Genomic DNA, 15,964 nt, shown 5'->3' on the forward strand with positions numbered 1-15,964 from the left:
GCGCGCCGGGTCAGCGGGCGATCAGCACGGCGAGCCCGGCGGCCGGGCCGAGCAGGATCGAGGCGGCGGCGCACACCAGCGCGACCGGGCTCGATCCGGCGGGATGCGCCGGGCCTTCCTGGGCGAAGACCGGGCGGATCCAGCGCAGGTAGTAGAACAGGCTCGCGACGGTGTTGGCGGCGGCGACCACCGCGAGCCAGGCGTACCCGCCGTCCCAGGCGGCCGCGAACATCAGCAGCTTCCCGGCGAAGACCGCGGTCGGCGGCGTCCCGACCAGGCCGAGCAGGCACACCACCAGCGCGAACGCCGTCCAGGGCGAGCGGCGGCCGAGCCCCGCGTAGCCGGCCAGCCGCTCGGCCCCGGTGGCGACCACGACGGCGAACGCGCCCAGGTTCGTGACCGCGTAGGCGGCCAGGTAGACCAGCAGGGCGGGCGCGGCCAGGGCGGTGCGTCCGGCCACCGCCACGGGCACCAGCAGGTAGCCGGCCTGGCTGACCGTCGAGTACGCCAGCAACCGCCGTACGTTCTCCTGCTGGAAGGCGGCCAGGTTGCCCAGCGTCATCGTTCCGGCGGCCAGCACCGCGAGCAGCGCGGGCTCGTCCAGCACGGTCGTCGCCAGCCGGTACAGCGCCACCAGCGCGCCGATCTTGGGCACCGTGGTCACGAACGCGGCCACCGGCGCCGACGTGCCCTCGGTGACGTCGGGCACCCAGAAGTGCGCGGGCGCTCCCCCGGCCTTGAACAGCGGCCCGGCCAGCAGCAGCACCGCGCCCACCGCCGGGGCGCGCGCGGCGGGATAGGCGGTGGCGCCGGACCAGCCGTACACGACGGTGGCCCCGGCCAGCATGAGCACGCCGAGGAAGGCGCCCATCAGGTAGTACTTGAGCGCCGCCTCGGTGCCGGACGCGTCCTTGGCGAAGCCCGCCAGCGCGTACGCCGGAACGCTCGCCAGCAGGTACGCCGCCACCAGCACGAGCAGGTCGTCCGCCCCCGCCATGAGGACGGCCCCCAGCGCCGCCAGCACCATCAGCGTGTACAGCTCGGCCTCCCTGCCGTCCGCCCTGACCCGGCCGGTCGCCAGCCACACGGCCAGCAGGGTGGCCAGGCAGACGGTCAGCCGGGCGGCTCCGGTCGGCGGATCGACGGCGTAGGCGTCGAAGGCCAGGACGGCGGGGCCCGGCAGGGCGGCGGCGCTCGCCGCGGCGGCCCCGGCGAGCGCCGCCATGCACACCCAGGCGGCGACGCGCTGCCGCCCGCGTGCCACGAACAGCCCCGCGAGCAGCGCCGTCACCGCGCCCAGCAGCATCACGACCTCGGGCAGCATCGCGGTCACCGCCGCGCCGCCGTGGGGTGCGCTCACCGGCCCGCCAGGGCGACGACGGCACGGGCGGCGGGCTCGATCAGGTCCAGCAGCGGACCCGGCGCCAGGCCGATGACCAGGGACAGGACGAGCAGCGGGGCGATCGCGCCCAGCTCGCGCGGCCGCACGTCGGTGACCCGCGGCGTCAGCTCGCCCGGCTCGCCGAGGAACGCGCGTTGCAGCGCCCGCAGGAACAGCGCCGCGGTGATCAGGATGCCGGTCACGGAGAGCGCGCCCGCGACCACGGCCCCCGAGCCGATCACCCCGGTGAAGATCTGGAACTCGGCGATGAACCCGGACAGTCCGGGCAGCCCGAGCGAGGCGAACGCCGCCACCGCCGTGAGCCAGGCCAGCACGGGCGCCCGTCCCGCGATGCCGCCGTAGCGGCCGAGGGCGTAGCCGCCCGCGCGGTCCCACAGCACGCCGGTGATGAGGAACAGCGCGCCGGTGACCAGGCCGTGGCTGACCATCTGGGTGACCGCGCCGCTGACCGCCAGCTCCTTGGCCCGCGCCGGGCCCCCGGCCAGCCCGGCGGCGCCCAGGGCGAGCACGACGTAGCCCATGTGGTTGACCGAGGTGTAGGCGACGAGCCGTTTGAGGTTCTCCTGGGCGAGCGCCACCAGGGCGCCGTACAGGACGCTGACCAGGCCGATCACGATGACCAGCCAGGCGTAGGCGCGCCACGGGCCGGGCAGCAGCGGCACGGCGATGCGGGCCAGCCCGTACGCGCCCATCTTGAGCAGCACCCCGGCGAGGATGGCCGACCCGGCGGCCGGGGCGTCGGTGTGCGCGGGCGGCAGCCAGGTGTGCACGGGCACGACCGGCGTCTTGACCCCCAGGCCGATCCCGATGGCGAGCAGCACGGCCGGGCCCGCGTCCGGCGGGCGGCGGGTGAGGTCGGCCAGGTCGAAGGTGTGCGGGTCGGCGGCCAGGTAGAGGCCGATGAAGCCGAGCAGCAGCGCCAGCGAGCCCAGGAAGGTGTAGAGGAAGAACGTCAGCGCGGACCTGGCCCGGTCGCCGTGCCCCCAGCCGACGATCACGAAGTACATGCCGACGATGGACAGGTCGAAGAAGACGAAGAACAGCAGCAGGTCGAGCGCCGCGAACAGGCCGGTGGAGACGGTCTGCAGGAACAGGAACAGCGCCGCGTGCGCCTTGGGCCTGACAGGCTCGCCCAGCGAGTGGACGGCGCAGAGCAGGAACAGCACCGCGGTCATGGCGATCAGCGGCAGCGACAGGCCGTCCACGCCGACGTGGTAGCCGGCCCCCACCGTCGGGATCCAGCGCAGCCTGGTCTCGTACGCCAGGCCGCCCCCGTACCCGGACCACAGGGCGACGACCAGGGCGAGGTCGGCGGCGGACGCGGCCACCCAGACCAGACCGGCCGCGCGTGCCGTGACGCCCGGCAGGACGAACAGGGCGGCGGCGGCCAGCGGCAGGAACACGACGACGTCGAGCACGCCTCACCTCACGATCGCGAACACGACGGCCAGCACGACGAGGGCGACGGCGGCCTGGGCGAAGTAGGTGTGGATCTGTCCGGTCTGGGGGCGTCTGGCCAGCTCACCGAGGCGTCGTACCGCGCCGCCGGTCCGCCGTACGAGCCCGTCGAGCCCCGACTCCAGCGGGCTGCCGGCCAGCCGCGCGGCCCGCAGCCCCGCCCGCGCGACCGCCTCGACCGCGCCGTGCACGACCCGCTCGTCGAACCAGGCCGCCCACCGCGCCGCCCGCAGCAGCGGCCGCCACACCACGGCCCGCGCCGCCCGCTCCAGCCCCAGCCAGCGCCCGAACACCCCGCCCACGCGCGAAGGCGCGACCGTCCCCGGCCGCACCCCGATCACGGCCGTCCCGGGCCGGGCTGCGATCGCCGCGGCCACCAGGGCGAGCGCCGGGACTCCGGACAGGGCCAGTTCGCCCGCCGTGAGGCCGGGCGCGCCCGGGTCACCCACCAGCCGGGACCACCAGCCGTGCAGCGCGGGCAGCCCGACGATCCCGAACCCGGCCGCCACCAGGGCGAGCACCGGCAACGGCAGCAGTTCGGGCCAGGCCACCCGGCCCGTGGCCCGCCGTTCGCTCCCGGTGCCGGTCGCCGCGTCGGCGGGCCGCCAGACCTCGGCCAGCGCCTTCCCCGCGTACAGGGCGGCCACCAACCCGGCGGCGAAGGCCACCACGCGCGGTCCAGGTTGCGCGACCCCGCCCAGGACGGCGTCCTTGGTCACCCACAACGACAGCGGCGGCAACCCGGCCAGCGCCGCGGCCCCCATCCCGAACGCCACCCCCACCAGCGGGAACCGCCGGGCCGCGCCGTGCAGCCCGGCCAGGTCCTTGGTGCCGAGCGCCGCCAGCCAGGCCCCCGCCCCGAGGAACAGCAGGCTCTTGACCGCGGCGTGCGCGACCAGGTGAGCCGTCCCGCCGGACACCGCCGACGCCCCCGCCGCCAGCACCATGAACCCGACCTGCGCGCAGGTGGAGGCGGCCAGGAGCTGTTTGAGGTCCCGCTGCGCCAGCGCGACCAGGCCGAGCAGCAGCGCGGTCAGCGCGCCCGTCCAGGCCGCCACCGCCGCCGCCCAGCCGGTGGCCGCGAGCAGGGCGTGCAGCCGCAGCAGCAGGTACGCCCCCGCGACCACCATGGTCGCCGCGTGCAGGAACGCCGACACCGGGCTCGGGCCCGCCATCGCCCGTGACAGCCAGAAGGCGAACGGCCCCTGCGCCGACTTGCCCAGCGCGGCCAGCACGACCCCGCCCGCCATCACGTCCCGCCACGGCGGCGGCAGCCCCGGCAGCCCGGCGAGCGCCAGGCCGCCGCCCGCGGCCACGGCCGCGCCGCAGGCGACGTACAGGCCCAGGTCGCCGGCCCGGGTGGTGACGAAGGCGACGGCTCCGGACCGTACGCGCTCCCGGTCGCGCCACCGGTAGCCGATCAGCGCGTACGACATCGCGCCCATGACCTCCCAGCCCATCAGCAGCAGGACGAGGTCCGTCGCGGTCACCGTGGCCAGCATCGCGCCGAGAAAGATCAGCATCAGCCCGTGGAAGCGCCCCGACCGCTGCTCCGCGGCCGCGAACACCAGCACGGCCAGCCCGACCGCCGCCACGGTGACCACCATGACCGCCGAGAGCCCGTCCACGGCCAGCCCTTCGCCGAGGATCAGCCGGGCGGTCGCCGAGGGCCTGGTCGCCGCCGCGTGCCCGGCCAGCGCGAGGGTGAGCGCGGCCGTGGCGATGGACAGGGCGGGGGCGGCGCGGCGCACCGGGATCAGCAGCGCGCCGGCGGCGGCGGGCAGCGCGGGCAGCAGCCACAGGGACGGGCTCATCCCTTGAGGTCTCCGGCGGCGTCGGTCGTGTCCACGTCGCGGGCGCGGAAGACGGCCGTGGTGACGGCGAAGCCCATCGCCATCTCCAGCGCCATCACGGTGACCGCGACCAGGACGAGGACCTGGCCGTCCGCGGCGGCCGGGGCGACGTGGTACCAGAAGGCGCCGGCGGCCGCGATCACGCCGTTGATCATGAGTTCCAGGCCCATCATGAGCATGACGATCGACTGCTGGGACAGCACGCCGTACAGGCCGACGGCGAACAGGGCGGCGGCCAGCAGCAGGAAGGCCTGGAGCGTCACCGGTCGTACCGTCCCCGGTGGGTGGCCAGCAGCACGGCCGAGATCATCGTCGCCAGGATCGCCACGCCGACGACCATCATGACCAGCATCTTCGGTCCCATCAGGGACAGGCCGAGCGCGTGCGTGGGGTCCGCCGGCGGCCGGCCGCGCCGGCTCGGCGGGCGGACGAGCAGCGCCCCGGCGGCCAGCAGGACGAACACCGTTCCGGCGACGGCCGCCGCGCCCCGCTGGTTGTGCACCATCTTCATCGGCACGAGCCCGGCCGGGTTCATCATGTACATGATCATGAAGACGGCCATGACCAGCATCTCCATGACCATCATGAGGACGACCAGCACCCCCAGGTACTCCAGGTCGATCAGCAGCAGCGTCCCGCCCACGGCCAGCAGCGAGACCAGCAGCGCGAACGTCGCCCGCGCCATCGAGTCCACCACGAACACCGCCACCCCGCCCGCCACCGCGACGACCGCCAGCGCCCAGAACGCCACGTTCACGGCAGCACCGCCACCGCGACGACCAGCAGTTGCACGAGCGTCGCCGGGATCAGCACCACCCACGCGAACTGTACGAACCGGTCCATCCGCACGACCGGCAGGCGATGCCCGGCCAGCACCAGCACGGCCAGCACCGCCGCCGTCTTGACCGGCCCCCACACCCAGCCGGGCAGCACGGGCCCCGCCGTGCCCCCGAGGAACAGCGGCACCGCCCCGGCCGCCGCCACGACCAGCAGCGCGTGGCGTCCGGCCAGGAAGACCAGCCGGTCGGGGCCGCCCAGCTCGCCCGGCACGCCGCCGCACACGTCCCGCCCGACCGGCTGTCCCATCGGCCCCCAGAACGCCATCGCCACCGCCGAGACGAGATAGACGACGAACGCGACCGGCATCCACACCACGAACCACAACCCGCGCTGCGCCGCCACGAGGTCGGCGAACCGCAACGACCCCGCCCCCACGCCCGCGGTGATCAGCACGAACATGTGCGGCAGCTCGTACGCCAGGCCCTGGGCCAGGAACCGGTAGCCGCCGACCAGCGGCCACACGGCATTGCCCCCCCACCCGACCAGCCACAGAGCCCCCCAGACGCACACCTCCATGGCGTTGAACCACACCACCCCCGCCCCCAGGTCCAGCACCGGCGCGCCCCCGACCGGCAGGACGACGGCGGCCAGCAGCGCGGCCGCCGGCAACGCCACGACCCCGGCCCGGGTGAGCAGGACGTCGGCCCGGTCCGTCCGCCGCCGCTGCTGCACCACCAGCCGCGCCCCCTCCCTGAACGGCGCCACCGCCGCCGCCCGCCACGAGCGCCGGCCCGCGCCGAGCGCCGCGTCGAAGGCCGCCGCCCCCCACGTCAGCACCGCCATCCCCAGAGCCGTCCCCGCGGCCGTCCCCGCAGCCACCGGTTCACCCGTCCCTGGCTGCCGACGGCAGCCGGTCGAGGTCCGGATCGAGACCGGCCACGATCAGCCGTGCCACGGCGAGCTCGGCCCCGGTCAGCAGGCCCGGCAACAACGCCAGCACCCGGTCCACCGGGACCTCATCGCCGTCCCCGGGTCCGGAGCGCTCTTCGGTCAGGGCGTCCACGTCGTCGAGCCACCGGCGCGCACGATCCAGGGTGTCCCCACGCAGCCGCTGTGGGGCGTCGGAGCCGAGCTCACCCGCGCCGCGCAACATCCACCGCAGCACCCGTGACCGGCGCACCCGCCGCGTGAACCGGACGCAACGACGTCGTCCCCGCTCGTCCATGGCGCCCGCGAGCAGGCGGTCGCGCAGGCGCCGGGCGTCCGCCGCGGCGGCGGGCCATCCGGCCACGCCGAGCAGCCTGCCGAGGCCGTCCAGCCGGGCCGCCGCCGCCGTCCGCCGCCGCGCCTCCGCCCGGCTCGCGTCCGGCCCCGGCGTCCAGAAGCCGGCCCCCGTGCCGTCGGCCGGCAGGGTTCGCACCCGCGCCTCCTGGATGACGTCCCCTTGCAGGACGGTCTCCACCACCAGCCCCGCGGGCCAGTCCGCGAGCACGGGTCCCAGCGGCACGTGCAGCCGGTCCAGCCTCAGCCCGTCCCGGTCGGCCCCTCGGTCGGCCATGGGAGTTTCTTCGTCGGATGTCCCCGTGGCCAGGACGCCGGCCTGCCGCCACTGGCCGGGTTCGTCCCCCAGCGTGCGGACGGCGTCGTCCAGCGCGGCCACGACCCGGTCGGCCGGGACGTCCGGCGGCAGTTCCACCAGCGCCCTCGGCACCGGAACCGCCCTCCACACCTCCCGTACGGCCGCCGCCAGCTCCGCCCCGGGACGCCCGCACACCACCATCACGCTCGCCTCCGCCGCCGACGCCGCCACCGGCCAGCCACGACGGTCCACCTCCGCCTCGACCAGCAGCCGCGCGGCCGTCCCGTACGGGCAGGCGACGAGGAGCACCCGGGGCCGCAGCGCCGCCTGCCGCAGCAGCCACCCCCTCAGGCCCACCGGAACGCCCCTTCCCGCCACGCGTACAGGACGCCGACCAGCAGCAGCCCCAGGAACGCGAACATCTCCACCACCGCCGGCAGCCCCACCTCGGCCACCACGAGGGCCCACGGGTACATGAAGACCATCTCCATGTCGAAGGCGAGGAAGACCAGCGTCACGGCGTACCACCGGACGTGGAAGCGGGACACCGCGTGCTCCCGAGGCCGCGCCCCGGACAGGAACGGCCCCACCCGGACGACTCCGCCGGGCGCCAGGGCCAGGGAGGCCAGGTACACCGTGGCGACCCCGGCGGCGAGCAGCGCCACGAGCCCCAGCACAGCGCCCACCGCTCCCACCTGCCGCAGAGCCCCGAAGATCAGATCACTTGCCCTCACGGTAGCAACCGGAATCCGACTTCCCCGCGACCGACATCCCCCCTTACCAGCACGAACGCGGCCGGGCAGGCGACCGGAGGATCAGTGCGCGAGGCCGAGAGAGGTGACCAGGTCGCGCATCTCGTCGTCGTAGACGGCGGCCGGGTCGTGGACGAGAGCGCGCAGGTGGCCGTAGATCTCCAGGGCGACGAGCCCGTGCATGCGGCCCCACACCCGCAACGTCACCGCGATGCCCGCCGGCGGCAGGTCCGGGAAGTCCTCCCGGACGTGGGCGACCAGGGCGGGGTCGAAGTCGGCCCAGGTGTAGGCGCCGCCCCCGGACGCGCACTCCCGGGCCGCCGGCCAGGCCGCGGCGACCAGCCCGACGAGGCCGGCGCAGGCGCGCGCTTCGGCCTCCTTGCCCGGACCTTCGTCGGGCGGACGGTAGCCCGGCACGGGGTCGCCGTAGATCAGCCGGAAGCCCTCGGGGTTGGCCAGCGCCCACTCGCGCATGGCCCGGGCCCAGGCCAGGATCCGCCCGCCCGGATCGTTCTGCGGCACCGCGTCGCGGGCGGCCTCGGCCGCGTCGACGGCCGAGGTGTAGACGTCGCCGATGAGGGTCGTGACCAGGTCGTCGCGGGTGGGGAAGTAGCTGTAGATCGCACCGGCCGTCATGCCCATCTCGCGGGCGATCGCGCGCAGCGAGATGGCGTCGGGGCCGCCGTCGGCCATGAGCTGCAGGGCGATCGCCTTGATCTCGGCGCTGGTCTGGGCGCGTAGCCGGTCCCGGCGGCTCGTCCTGGGGTCGCTCACGGTCGACAGCTTACACGGCATGCTGTTTACTGAACGGCGTGCAGGAATCGAACGCCGTACATTTTGGGAGCCCCCAGGTGAGCACCACCGATGTGATCCACGCCTACCTCGACGTCTGGAACGAGCCGGACGCCGCCGCCCGGTCGGCCCTGATGAAGTCCGTCCTCACCGAGGACTCGCTCTACGTCGATCCCGAGAACGCGGGCCTGCGCGGGCACGCCGAGCTGTCCGAGGTGATCGGCCGCGTCCGGAGCGGGCTCGGCGACCTCCGGTTCACGCTCGACGCCGTGGTCGGCGTCCACCATGACCGCGCGTTGTTCCGCTGGCGGCTCGGCCCGGCCGTCACCGGCTACGACGTCGTGGAGTTCGACGGGGGCCGCATCCGCAGCATCGTCGGGTTCTTCGCCTGAGTCGAGGCGAGCCCGCTCGTCGTCGTCTGCGTCTCGGACCACGACGCCGTGCACGGGTTGCTGGAACCGGTCGCCTCCTCGCTGGCCGGCCGCACCCTCGTCAGCCTGACCACGGCGACCTCCGTCCAGGCCCGCGACACCGCGAGGTGGGCGGCCACGATCGGGAGCGCTTATCTCGACGGGGCGATCCTCGCCCTCCCCCAGGCGATCGGCACCGCCGACGCCACGGTGCTGTACTCCGGCCCGGAGGCCGCCTTCGAGGAGCACCTGCCCACCTTGCGGGCGCTCTCCGGAGACGGGACCGTCCACCTCGGGGAGGACCACGCCCTGTCCGCCCTGTACGACATGTCCGTCCTGAGCGTCATGTGGGGCGTGCTGAACGGCTTCCTCCAGGGCGCCGCCCTGCTGGGCGCCGCGAACGTCAAGGCGACGACCTTCGCGTCCCTGGCCACCACCGCCATCGGCGTGACGACCGGCTACGTCTCCGCCTACGCCCGGCAGATCGACGAGGGCCGGTACCCGGCCGCCGACGCCACCCTCGCCGTCCACCTGGGCGGGATGGAGCACCTGGCGCAGGAGAGCCGGGCGCTCGGCGTCAACACCGAGCTGCCGGACCTCTTCCTGGACCTGGCCCGGCGCGCGGCGGCCGGCGGGCGCGCCGGCGACGGGTACGCGGCGATGATCGAACAGTTCCGCAAGCCCTCCGCCTGACCTGTCCTGGCCGCGCTAACCGCCGATGACGAGGGTCTCCGTGGAGCCGTCCTCGTCGGGAGGGTCGTCGGCGGCGGCGTTCCGGCGCGCGCCGGCCGGTCGTCCAGGTCGTCCCGGTGTCCCGCGAAGGCGCGGCAGGCGGGACGCCACGAGCGCCACCAGCGCGCCCGCCACCGCCGCGGGCACCAGCAGGTACGCCGGAACCCCGCCGCCCGGCGCCTCCCCGGCCGGAACCCGCGCGGCCGCACTCCCAGCGGCCCCACCTCCGGCCTGCGTCCCGGCCCGCACTCCGGCCTGCACTTCGGCCTGCGTCCCGGTCGGTGCCCCGGCCTGCGTCCCGGTCGGCTCACCGCTCGGCTCACCGGTCGGCACCGGTGTGCTCTTGCCCGGGGGGAAGCCCGGCGGCCGGACGGCGCCCCAAGGGTCCTTCCCGTCGCCGCCGAACGTCGCCACCTTGTCCGGCGGCACCGGGTCGGCCAGCAGCCGTCCGGGAACCGTGAGCGTCCCCACGGCGTACGGCTCGAACCAGCCCTGGAGGCCCTCCACCCGCCACACCCCGTCCGGCACGGCCACCGACGTGGCGTAGTGTCCGGCCTCGGGCAGCGGAGTGCCGGGGAAGGTGACGGTCCTGCCGTCGGCCCGGGTGAGGCGCAGGCCGACGGGGTCCAGCTCGCCCGCGTAGGGATGCGTGCCGTGCTGCAGCACCCAGAACCCCACCGTGTACGTCTTCCCGCCCGCGAACGCCGGCGGCGGATCGAGGTAGGTCACCGCCCACCCCCCGCGCGAGGACGCGGACACCGCCCCCGCCCACCATCCGGACACCACCAGGACGACCACCAGCACGGCGGCCGTCAGAGCAGCCGGTACGGCCACGTTTCTCTTCATCACGCACCTCCGACCTCCCTACACCGCCCGGCCCCGCCGGGTTCCGCCCGCGTCTCGGCGGAGCAGCCGGCCGTTTTCCGCCGGACGGGTGCGACAATTCCCGGTGCGGCGCGCACAATGGAGTCAGTACGAAGAAATCAGGGCGAGAATTCGGCGAGGAGCGAGGAGGCTTACGCCGTGTCCGCCACCGGAGGCGAATATCTGACCGCGATGCTCGACGTTCTGGTTTACGAGAACGTTTTGGTCGCCTGGCGCCGCGCGCCGGGTGGTCATCTGATCGTCACGCACGAGGGCGAGGAGATCCGGCTGACCGCGCAGCAGGCGGGGATGTGGGCGCAGGGGGCGTTCGCGGTTTATCTGGCGTTGGTGGATCAGCGCCGTATCACTCCGCGTATTCCCGGTGACACCACATCGCAATAACACGTATCAGAACAAAAACCCATTTTTCCAGATTTGTCGCCACAGCGGCCTAGAAGAACCGTCCGGACAGCCGGTCAAACCGGTTTCCTGGCGCGTCCGAGAATGTGCGGCAACCTCGGCGACAACGGCAGCGGCCGGAACGCGAACCGTTCGCGCTCCTCGACCACCAGCCCGCTGTCGATCAGGGCGCGCTCGGTGTCGCGGTTGAGGCGGCACCCGCCGGCCATCCGCCGCCACAGCGGCGTCACGAGGTCCTGCACCAGCGCGCCGGCGGCCCGCGAGGAGCGCACGTGCTCGTAGAACCGCACCTCGCCGCCGGGCCTGAGCACCCGGGACACCTCGCCGAGCACCGCGCGCTGGTCGGGCACCGAGCACAACACCAGCGAGAGCACCACGGCGTCGAAGGAGGCGTCCGCGAACCGCAGGTCCGCGGCGTGCCCGGCGACCACGCTCACGGGCACCGGCGCGCCGGCCGCGGCCCGCCCGGCCAGCCGCCGCAGCCGGTCCTCCGGCTCGACGGCGACCACCTCGCGCACCCCCGCCGGGTAGTGCGCGAAGTTCAGCCCGTTGCCCGCGCCGACCTCCAGCACCCGCCCGGCCAGCCCGGCAAGCAGGCGCCGCCGGTGTTCGGCCGCGCCCCGCCGCTCCGACTCGGCGCTCATCCGCTCGTACGCCTCGGCGAAGCGGGGGTTCTGGAACCGCGTCAGGTCCTGCACGTCCTCCACGCTAACCCGCCCGCGCCCGCCCCGCGTGGATCCGTCACGACCGGACGAGGCGGGCGATGGCGTCGGCCGCCTCCTTGACCTTGGCCTCCGCCTCGGCCCCGCCCTTGTGCGCCGCCTCGACCACACAGTGCGCCATGTGCTCCTCCAGCAGCGACAACGCGAACGACTGCAACGCGCTCGTCGTCGCCGAGACCTGCGTCAGGATGTCGATGCAGTACTTGTCGTCCTCGACCATGCGCTGGATGCCCCGCGCCTGGCCCTCGATCCGGCGCAGCCGCCGGAGGTGGTCCTGCTTGCCGTCGGTGTACCCGGCCATCTCCCGGTCCTCTCGCTCGCTACACCGACCGCAACACGGTACCCCCCTACCGTATTCCGGAGCGGGCCCGTCAGGTGCCCTGGTTGTTCATGAAGCGCGAGATCAGCCACTGGCCGCCCTGGTGCGAGAGCATGAAGAGCTCGCGGTAGGTGGTGTCGCCCTGCTTGCTGGTCGAGCGCGCGAAGGCGTCCTGGGTGCCCGCGTTCCGCGTCTCGTCGATGGTGTGCGTGGCCCCCTTCAGGTCGGCGCCGTCCTTGAGCAGCTTCTCGTAGAGGCTGCGGACGGCCTGCGCGCCCGTGGCCGTGGCCTGCCCGTCAAAGGCCACCACGGCGTCGCTGGTGAACGTCTTCACGACCGCGTCCACGTTGCCGGACTTCAGGGCGTCGAAGTAGTTCTGGACGGCGGCGCGCGGCTGGGTGGCCGCCGTCATGGTGCCGGTCGGCGTGGCGGTCCCGGTCATGGTCTCGGTCGTGGTCGGCGACTCCATGCCGGTCTCGGTGGGCGTCATCATGGTCTCGGTCGGCGTGGCCGGGCTGGCCTCCCCCTTCATCGCCTGCGTGTTGCTCCCCGCGGAGCAGCCCGCGACCAGGACGACGGGAACGATCGCGGCCAGCAGGAGTGCCCTGCGCTCAGAAATCTTGCTCATGGCCGGGTTGATGCCCTCGCCGGTCGTTCCCGAATGCCCGGTTTAGGCACTCCGCACGACCCCTTTACCTCATGTCGGTATTACTCACGGTAACGCTTCACTGTCATTGGTGAGACCGGTCAGAGCTGTGATCGTTGCCGCCCCGAGACCGGGCGGGCAGGGGCCGCCTATAGCGTCCCTCCAGTGCGGCCAAAACAGGCGAATCCGGAACCACTGCCCCAGCGTGAGGACGCCGAGCGCTGTGCCAGCGTCCGGTCCGGGCGGCGGTGCGTGCTTCCCGCGGCCCACCCCACTCCGCACGTCTACCCGCCCGTGGAGGCCCTCTAGCGACGTCCTCGCAGGTGAGAGTACCGGTCGGCCGGGCAGGTGACGACGATGGACGAACCGACGACCACCGTCACGCCCTGCGAGGACGGCCCGCTGCTGATCAGAGGCCCCTTCGAGCTGCTGACTCAGGACGGCGAGCCGATCGACCCGGGAAGGGCCACGGTCGCGCTGTGCCGGTGCGGCCGGTCGTCGGCCAAGCCGTTCTGCGACGGCTCGCACAAGTCCGTCGGTTTCCAGGCGTCGAGCGAGCCCGACCCGCCGGCCGACTCCTGAGCCCGCGCACGCAGCCACCGCGCCGAGTGGGCGGCCCGCGCGAGCCGTCCCCCCGCGTACGGCACGCCGCCCGCGCAGGCCGCCCCCACCGCCAGCCAGGAGCACACCGCCCGCTCCAGCACCCACACCGGCGCGAACAGCGAGGCGCCGGCCGGGAAGACCCGCCGCCCGCCGGCCCGCCGCCGCCCGGCCTCGGCCAGCGCGACGGCCGCCCCGGCGGCGGCCAGCAGCGGCAGCGGACGGCGCACCAGCGCGAGCGCGGGCAGCACCGCCAGGAAGGACGCCAGCCGCACCGGCTGGGCGAGGTCGTCGTAGGCCTGCCGGACCCGCTGCGACCAGAACCGCCGCGCGTCGCACGGCAGCCTCCGGACGTACAGGCCGGGCGGGCGCAGCTCGCGCCCGCCGTGGGCGCGCACGGTGCGGACGAGCTCCAGGTTCTCGAACAGCACGTCGCCGTCGTAGCCGCCCATGGCCAGGAAGAACGACCGCCGGACGCCGAACGTGCCCGGGTGGTCGGCGCCGAACGCGCGGTTGAGCAGGGTCCGGGCGGTGTCCCAGCGGGCGTGCCAGGGGGCGGGGTCGAAGTAGTTCTGCGGCCTGACCAGCTCGGCGCGGGCGAGCAGGGCGTGCATCTCGGCCAGCGCGGGCAGGTCGTAGCGCACGTCGTCGTCGGCGATCACGACCCGGTCGCCCTCGGCCAGCCGCAGCCCGGTCGTCACGCCGTTGACCTTGCCGTTGGCGAAGGACAGGCCGGCCGCCGGGCTGACGTGCCGGATCAGGCAGCGCCAGCGGCGGGCGTGGCGGGCGTACAGCTCGGGCCGGCTGCCGTCGACCACGGTCACGCGTACGTGCGGCGCGAGGGCGCGCAGGTACTCGGTCAGCTCGTCGAGGCCGGAGTCGTCCTGCCAGCGCAGCGGGATCACGTAGTCCAGGTCGATCATGCGGGCACCTCCTGGCCGAGCAGCGAGGACGCGCCGCGTTCCCAGCGGCCCATGACGTGCTCGGCCCAGCGGCGTTCGAGGGCCAGGGCGCAGGCGGCGCCGTACAGGACGTCGCCGGTCAGGGCGGGGAAGGCGGCCGCGAACCCGCCGCACAGGTCGGCCGCGGCGATCTGCTCGTGCACGGCGTCGGCCTGCACGTGCTCCTCGTAGAACCGGGCCGCCGCCGCGTCGCCGCCGAGCCGGCGCAGGCCCGCGGCGTAGCGGCGGTTGGGCAGCGACGAGGTCATCTCGATCGCGGCCAGGTGGCCGACCAGCGCGCCGCGCAGCCGCCGGTGCAGCCCGAACAGCGACATGGCGTTGCTGACGGCCAGGGTGACCGCGGGGACCCGCGGCAGGTACGCGCCGTAGGAGTCGTCGAGGCCGAGGCCGCGCATGGTGTGGCCGAACAGCTCGCAGTGCATGCGCTCGGGCCGGCCGCCGCCGTACTCGTCGGCCTGGATCTCCACCAGGGCCGCCTTGGGCCGGCCGCGCAGGCGCGGGATGGCCCAGGTGTGCGGGTCGGCCTCCTTCAGGTGGTAGATCGAGCGGTGGATCACGAACTCGCGGAAGGTGTCGAGGCCGGCCTCGCGCTGGAGGTGCAGCGAGACCGACGCGCCGTCGCCGTCCTCGGCGGTCAGCGCGGTGAGCGCGCGCCGCACCTCGCCGGGCGGCACCGGCCCTGGACGCGGCACGGCCCCGGCCAGCTCCCGCTCGAACCGGTCCTCCAGCAGGCCGCGCAGGCGCAGCAGCGACGGCTCCCACTCCCAGCGGTCGTCCACTTCGTCGAAGCCCTGGTAGTGCAGCTCGTAGCAGGCGAACAGGGCGAGCTGGAGATCCTCCTCGCCGTCGGGGCCGGGGGCGTCGGGCAGCGTCGCGGGCGGCCGGGCGAGCCGGTCGAAGAGCAGGTCGGTGAGCGGGCCACGCGCGGGCGGCAGGCGCATCAGGCGGCCTTGCGGTAGACGGAGACGTGCGCGCGGCTCTCGTCGGTGAACGGGGTGCCGATCCAGTCGGCCCAGCGGTGTTCCAGGGCCATCCCGGCCAGCCTGGCCATCAGGTCGAGCTCGCCGGGCCAGGCGTAGCGGTGGTTGGCGGGCAGCAGCCGCACGCCCTCGCCGGTCAGCCGTACGCGGGTGGTGCGCATGTGCTGGGTGGCCGGGGCGAGCCTGGCCGCCTCGATGACGACGACGTCCTCGGCCAGCGACAGCAGCCGCAGCGCCGAGCCGTCGCGGAAGGCGGCCGGGTCGGGCACCCACGCCTCGACCACGAACCGCCCGCCGCCGCGCAGGTGCCGGGCCGCGTTGGCGAAGCAGTTGACCTGCGCCTCCTGGGTGGGCAGGGCGAAGATCGTGTTGATCGCGAGCACCACCAGCGCGTACGAGCCCTCGACCCGCATGGTGGAGAAGTCCCCCACCGTCACGGGGACGGCCGCGCCGCCGGGTTTGGCGCGCAGCTCGCGGGTCATCTCCGGCGAGGCGTCGATCCCGGCGACGGACAGGCCGCGGGCGGCGAGCGGGAGCGCCAGCCGCCCGGTGCCGATGCCGAACTCCAGCACGGGGCCGCCCTCGGCCAGCGTCGCCAGCCGCTCGACGGCCGCGCCGGTCGGCAGCTCGGTCACCGTGGCGTCGTAGATGTCGGCGATCCCGCGCCCGTAGGCGGAGGCGTCGTAGGCCACG

The 15,964-nt window shown here is 74.6% G+C and carries 19 protein-coding genes and 1 pseudogene; 4 read left to right on the forward strand and 16 right to left on the reverse strand.

What is annotated here, in order from left to right:
- Positions 1 to 10: 10 nt before the first annotated feature.
- The 9 genes from AB0J46_RS09905 to AB0J46_RS09945 form a co-directional block, all read right to left on the reverse strand.
- Positions 11 to 1,360, reverse strand: coding sequence for an NADH-quinone oxidoreductase subunit N (locus tag AB0J46_RS09905; RefSeq protein ID WP_364328906.1), 1,350 nt, complete (start codon positions 1,358 to 1,360; stop codon positions 11 to 13).
- Positions 1,357 to 2,820 (reverse strand): NADH-quinone oxidoreductase subunit M, encoded by a 1,464-nt coding sequence (locus tag AB0J46_RS09910; RefSeq protein ID WP_364328909.1) that lies wholly within the window; start codon positions 2,818 to 2,820, stop codon positions 1,357 to 1,359. Before AB0J46_RS09910 ends, AB0J46_RS09905 begins: the two co-directional genes overlap by 4 nt.
- A 3-nt stretch (positions 2,821 to 2,823) precedes the next feature.
- Positions 2,824 to 4,674: a proton-conducting transporter membrane subunit gene (locus AB0J46_RS09915; protein WP_364328912.1), complete on the reverse strand. Its 1,851-nt coding sequence runs from the start codon at positions 4,672 to 4,674 to the stop codon at positions 2,824 to 2,826.
- Positions 4,671 to 4,976 (reverse strand): NADH-quinone oxidoreductase subunit NuoK, encoded by a 306-nt coding sequence (gene nuoK / locus AB0J46_RS09920; protein WP_364328915.1) that lies wholly within the window; start codon positions 4,974 to 4,976, stop codon positions 4,671 to 4,673. Before nuoK ends, AB0J46_RS09915 begins: the two co-directional genes overlap by 4 nt.
- Positions 4,973 to 5,470: an NADH-quinone oxidoreductase subunit J gene (locus AB0J46_RS09925; RefSeq protein WP_364328917.1), complete on the reverse strand. Its 498-nt coding sequence runs from the start codon at positions 5,468 to 5,470 to the stop codon at positions 4,973 to 4,975. Before AB0J46_RS09925 ends, nuoK begins: the two co-directional genes overlap by 4 nt.
- Positions 5,467 to 6,372 (reverse strand): NADH-quinone oxidoreductase subunit H, encoded by a 906-nt coding sequence (locus AB0J46_RS09930; RefSeq protein ID WP_364328920.1) that lies wholly within the window; start codon positions 6,370 to 6,372, stop codon positions 5,467 to 5,469. Before AB0J46_RS09930 ends, AB0J46_RS09925 begins: the two co-directional genes overlap by 4 nt.
- A gap of 4 nt (positions 6,373 to 6,376) precedes the next feature.
- On the reverse strand, positions 6,377 to 7,429 hold the full coding sequence (locus tag AB0J46_RS09935; protein WP_364328923.1) for a hypothetical protein: 1,053 nt from the start codon (positions 7,427 to 7,429) through the stop codon (positions 6,377 to 6,379).
- A complete protein-coding gene (locus AB0J46_RS09940) occupies positions 7,420 to 7,758 on the reverse strand; it encodes an NADH-quinone oxidoreductase subunit A (RefSeq protein WP_364328925.1) in 339 nt (112 codons plus the stop codon). The genes AB0J46_RS09935 and AB0J46_RS09940 overlap by 10 nt, the downstream gene beginning before the upstream one ends.
- Before the next feature lie 129 nt (positions 7,759 to 7,887).
- Positions 7,888 to 8,598 (reverse strand): TetR/AcrR family transcriptional regulator, encoded by a 711-nt coding sequence (locus tag AB0J46_RS09945; protein ID WP_364328928.1) that lies wholly within the window; start codon positions 8,596 to 8,598, stop codon positions 7,888 to 7,890.
- A 77-nt stretch (positions 8,599 to 8,675) separates the two neighbouring features.
- Between AB0J46_RS09945 and AB0J46_RS09950 the strand changes: the two genes are divergently transcribed.
- Positions 8,676 to 9,008 carry a nuclear transport factor 2 family protein gene (locus AB0J46_RS09950; RefSeq protein WP_364328931.1) on the forward strand — a complete coding sequence of 111 codons (333 nt, stop codon included), beginning with the start codon at positions 8,676 to 8,678 and terminating at the stop codon, positions 9,006 to 9,008.
- A 48-nt stretch (positions 9,009 to 9,056) separates the two neighbouring features.
- Positions 9,057 to 9,719, forward strand: a complete 663-nt coding sequence (locus AB0J46_RS09955; RefSeq protein WP_364328934.1) for an NAD(P)-dependent oxidoreductase — start codon at positions 9,057 to 9,059, stop codon at positions 9,717 to 9,719.
- Positions 9,720 to 9,734: 15 nt separating this feature from the next.
- On the opposite strand, the gene AB0J46_RS09960 is transcribed toward AB0J46_RS09955, so the two are convergent.
- On the reverse strand, positions 9,735 to 10,604 hold the full coding sequence (locus tag AB0J46_RS09960; protein WP_364328937.1) for a hypothetical protein: 870 nt from the start codon (positions 10,602 to 10,604) through the stop codon (positions 9,735 to 9,737).
- Between the two features lie 177 nt (positions 10,605 to 10,781).
- Here AB0J46_RS09960 and AB0J46_RS09965 point away from each other — a divergent pair, with 177 nt between their 5' ends.
- Positions 10,782 to 11,024, forward strand: coding sequence for a hypothetical protein (locus AB0J46_RS09965; protein ID WP_364328939.1), 243 nt, complete (start codon positions 10,782 to 10,784; stop codon positions 11,022 to 11,024).
- 74 nt (positions 11,025 to 11,098) lie between these two features.
- Here the strand turns inward: AB0J46_RS09965 and AB0J46_RS09970 are convergent, their stop codons facing one another.
- The 3 genes from AB0J46_RS09970 to AB0J46_RS09980 form a co-directional block, all read right to left on the reverse strand.
- Positions 11,099 to 11,740 (reverse strand): class I SAM-dependent methyltransferase, encoded by a 642-nt coding sequence (locus AB0J46_RS09970; protein WP_364328942.1) that lies wholly within the window; start codon positions 11,738 to 11,740, stop codon positions 11,099 to 11,101.
- Between the two features lie 43 nt (positions 11,741 to 11,783).
- The gene (locus tag AB0J46_RS09975) at positions 11,784 to 12,065 is read right to left on the reverse strand and encodes a metal-sensitive transcriptional regulator (RefSeq protein ID WP_364328945.1); all 282 of its coding nucleotides are present in this window, start codon (positions 12,063 to 12,065) and stop codon (positions 11,784 to 11,786) included.
- A 70-nt stretch (positions 12,066 to 12,135) separates the two neighbouring features.
- Complete coding sequence (locus tag AB0J46_RS09980; protein ID WP_364328948.1) at positions 12,136 to 12,711, reverse strand: nuclear transport factor 2 family protein; 576 nt, start codon at positions 12,709 to 12,711, stop codon at positions 12,136 to 12,138.
- Between the two features lie 375 nt (positions 12,712 to 13,086).
- On the opposite strand from AB0J46_RS09980, the pseudogene AB0J46_RS09985 reads away from it, so the two are divergent.
- Positions 13,087 to 13,200: pseudogene (locus AB0J46_RS09985) on the forward strand (hypothetical protein); the annotation flags it as partial.
- Here the strand turns inward: AB0J46_RS09985 and AB0J46_RS09990 are convergent.
- From AB0J46_RS09990 to AB0J46_RS10000, 3 genes are read right to left on the reverse strand one after another with little or no spacing between them, the layout of a single operon-like run.
- The gene (locus AB0J46_RS09990; RefSeq protein ID WP_364328951.1) at positions 13,164 to 14,252 is read right to left on the reverse strand and encodes a glycosyltransferase family 2 protein; all 1,089 of its coding nucleotides are present in this window, start codon (positions 14,250 to 14,252) and stop codon (positions 13,164 to 13,166) included. The pseudogene AB0J46_RS09985 and the gene AB0J46_RS09990 overlap by 37 nt on opposite strands.
- Entirely contained in the window at positions 14,249 to 15,232 is a 984-nt protein-coding gene (locus AB0J46_RS09995; RefSeq protein WP_364328954.1) for an iron-containing redox enzyme family protein, read from the reverse strand. The genes AB0J46_RS09990 and AB0J46_RS09995 overlap by 4 nt, the downstream gene beginning before the upstream one ends.
- Positions 15,232 to 15,963, reverse strand: coding sequence for a class I SAM-dependent methyltransferase (locus AB0J46_RS10000; protein ID WP_364328957.1), 732 nt, complete (start codon positions 15,961 to 15,963; stop codon positions 15,232 to 15,234). The genes AB0J46_RS09995 and AB0J46_RS10000 overlap by 1 nt, the downstream gene beginning before the upstream one ends.
- Position 15,964: the final 1 nt, after the last annotated feature.

Origin of the sequence: Nonomuraea sp. NPDC049758, from assembly GCF_040674635.1 — a bacterium.
GTDB lineage: Bacteria > Actinomycetota > Actinomycetes > Streptosporangiales > Streptosporangiaceae > Nonomuraea.

Excerpts from the sequence above, each read along its gene's own strand:
- AB0J46_RS09995 (WP_364328954.1), bottom strand. The coding sequence starts at position 15,232 with ATGCGCCTGCCGCCCGCGCGTGGCCCGCTCACCGACCTGCTCTTCGAC.
- AB0J46_RS09990 (WP_364328951.1), bottom strand. The coding sequence starts at position 14,252 with ATGATCGACCTGGACTACGTGATCCCGCTGCGCTGGCAGGACGACTCC.
- AB0J46_RS09980 (WP_364328948.1), bottom strand. The coding sequence starts at position 12,711 with ATGAGCAAGATTTCTGAGCGCAGGGCACTCCTGCTGGCCGCGATCGTT.
- AB0J46_RS09975 (WP_364328945.1), bottom strand. The coding sequence starts at position 12,065 with ATGGCCGGGTACACCGACGGCAAGCAGGACCACCTCCGGCGGCTGCGC.
- AB0J46_RS09960 (WP_364328937.1), bottom strand. The coding sequence starts at position 10,604 with ATGAAGAGAAACGTGGCCGTACCGGCTGCTCTGACGGCCGCCGTGCTG.
- AB0J46_RS09915 (WP_364328912.1), bottom strand. The coding sequence starts at position 4,674 with ATGAGCCCGTCCCTGTGGCTGCTGCCCGCGCTGCCCGCCGCCGCCGGC.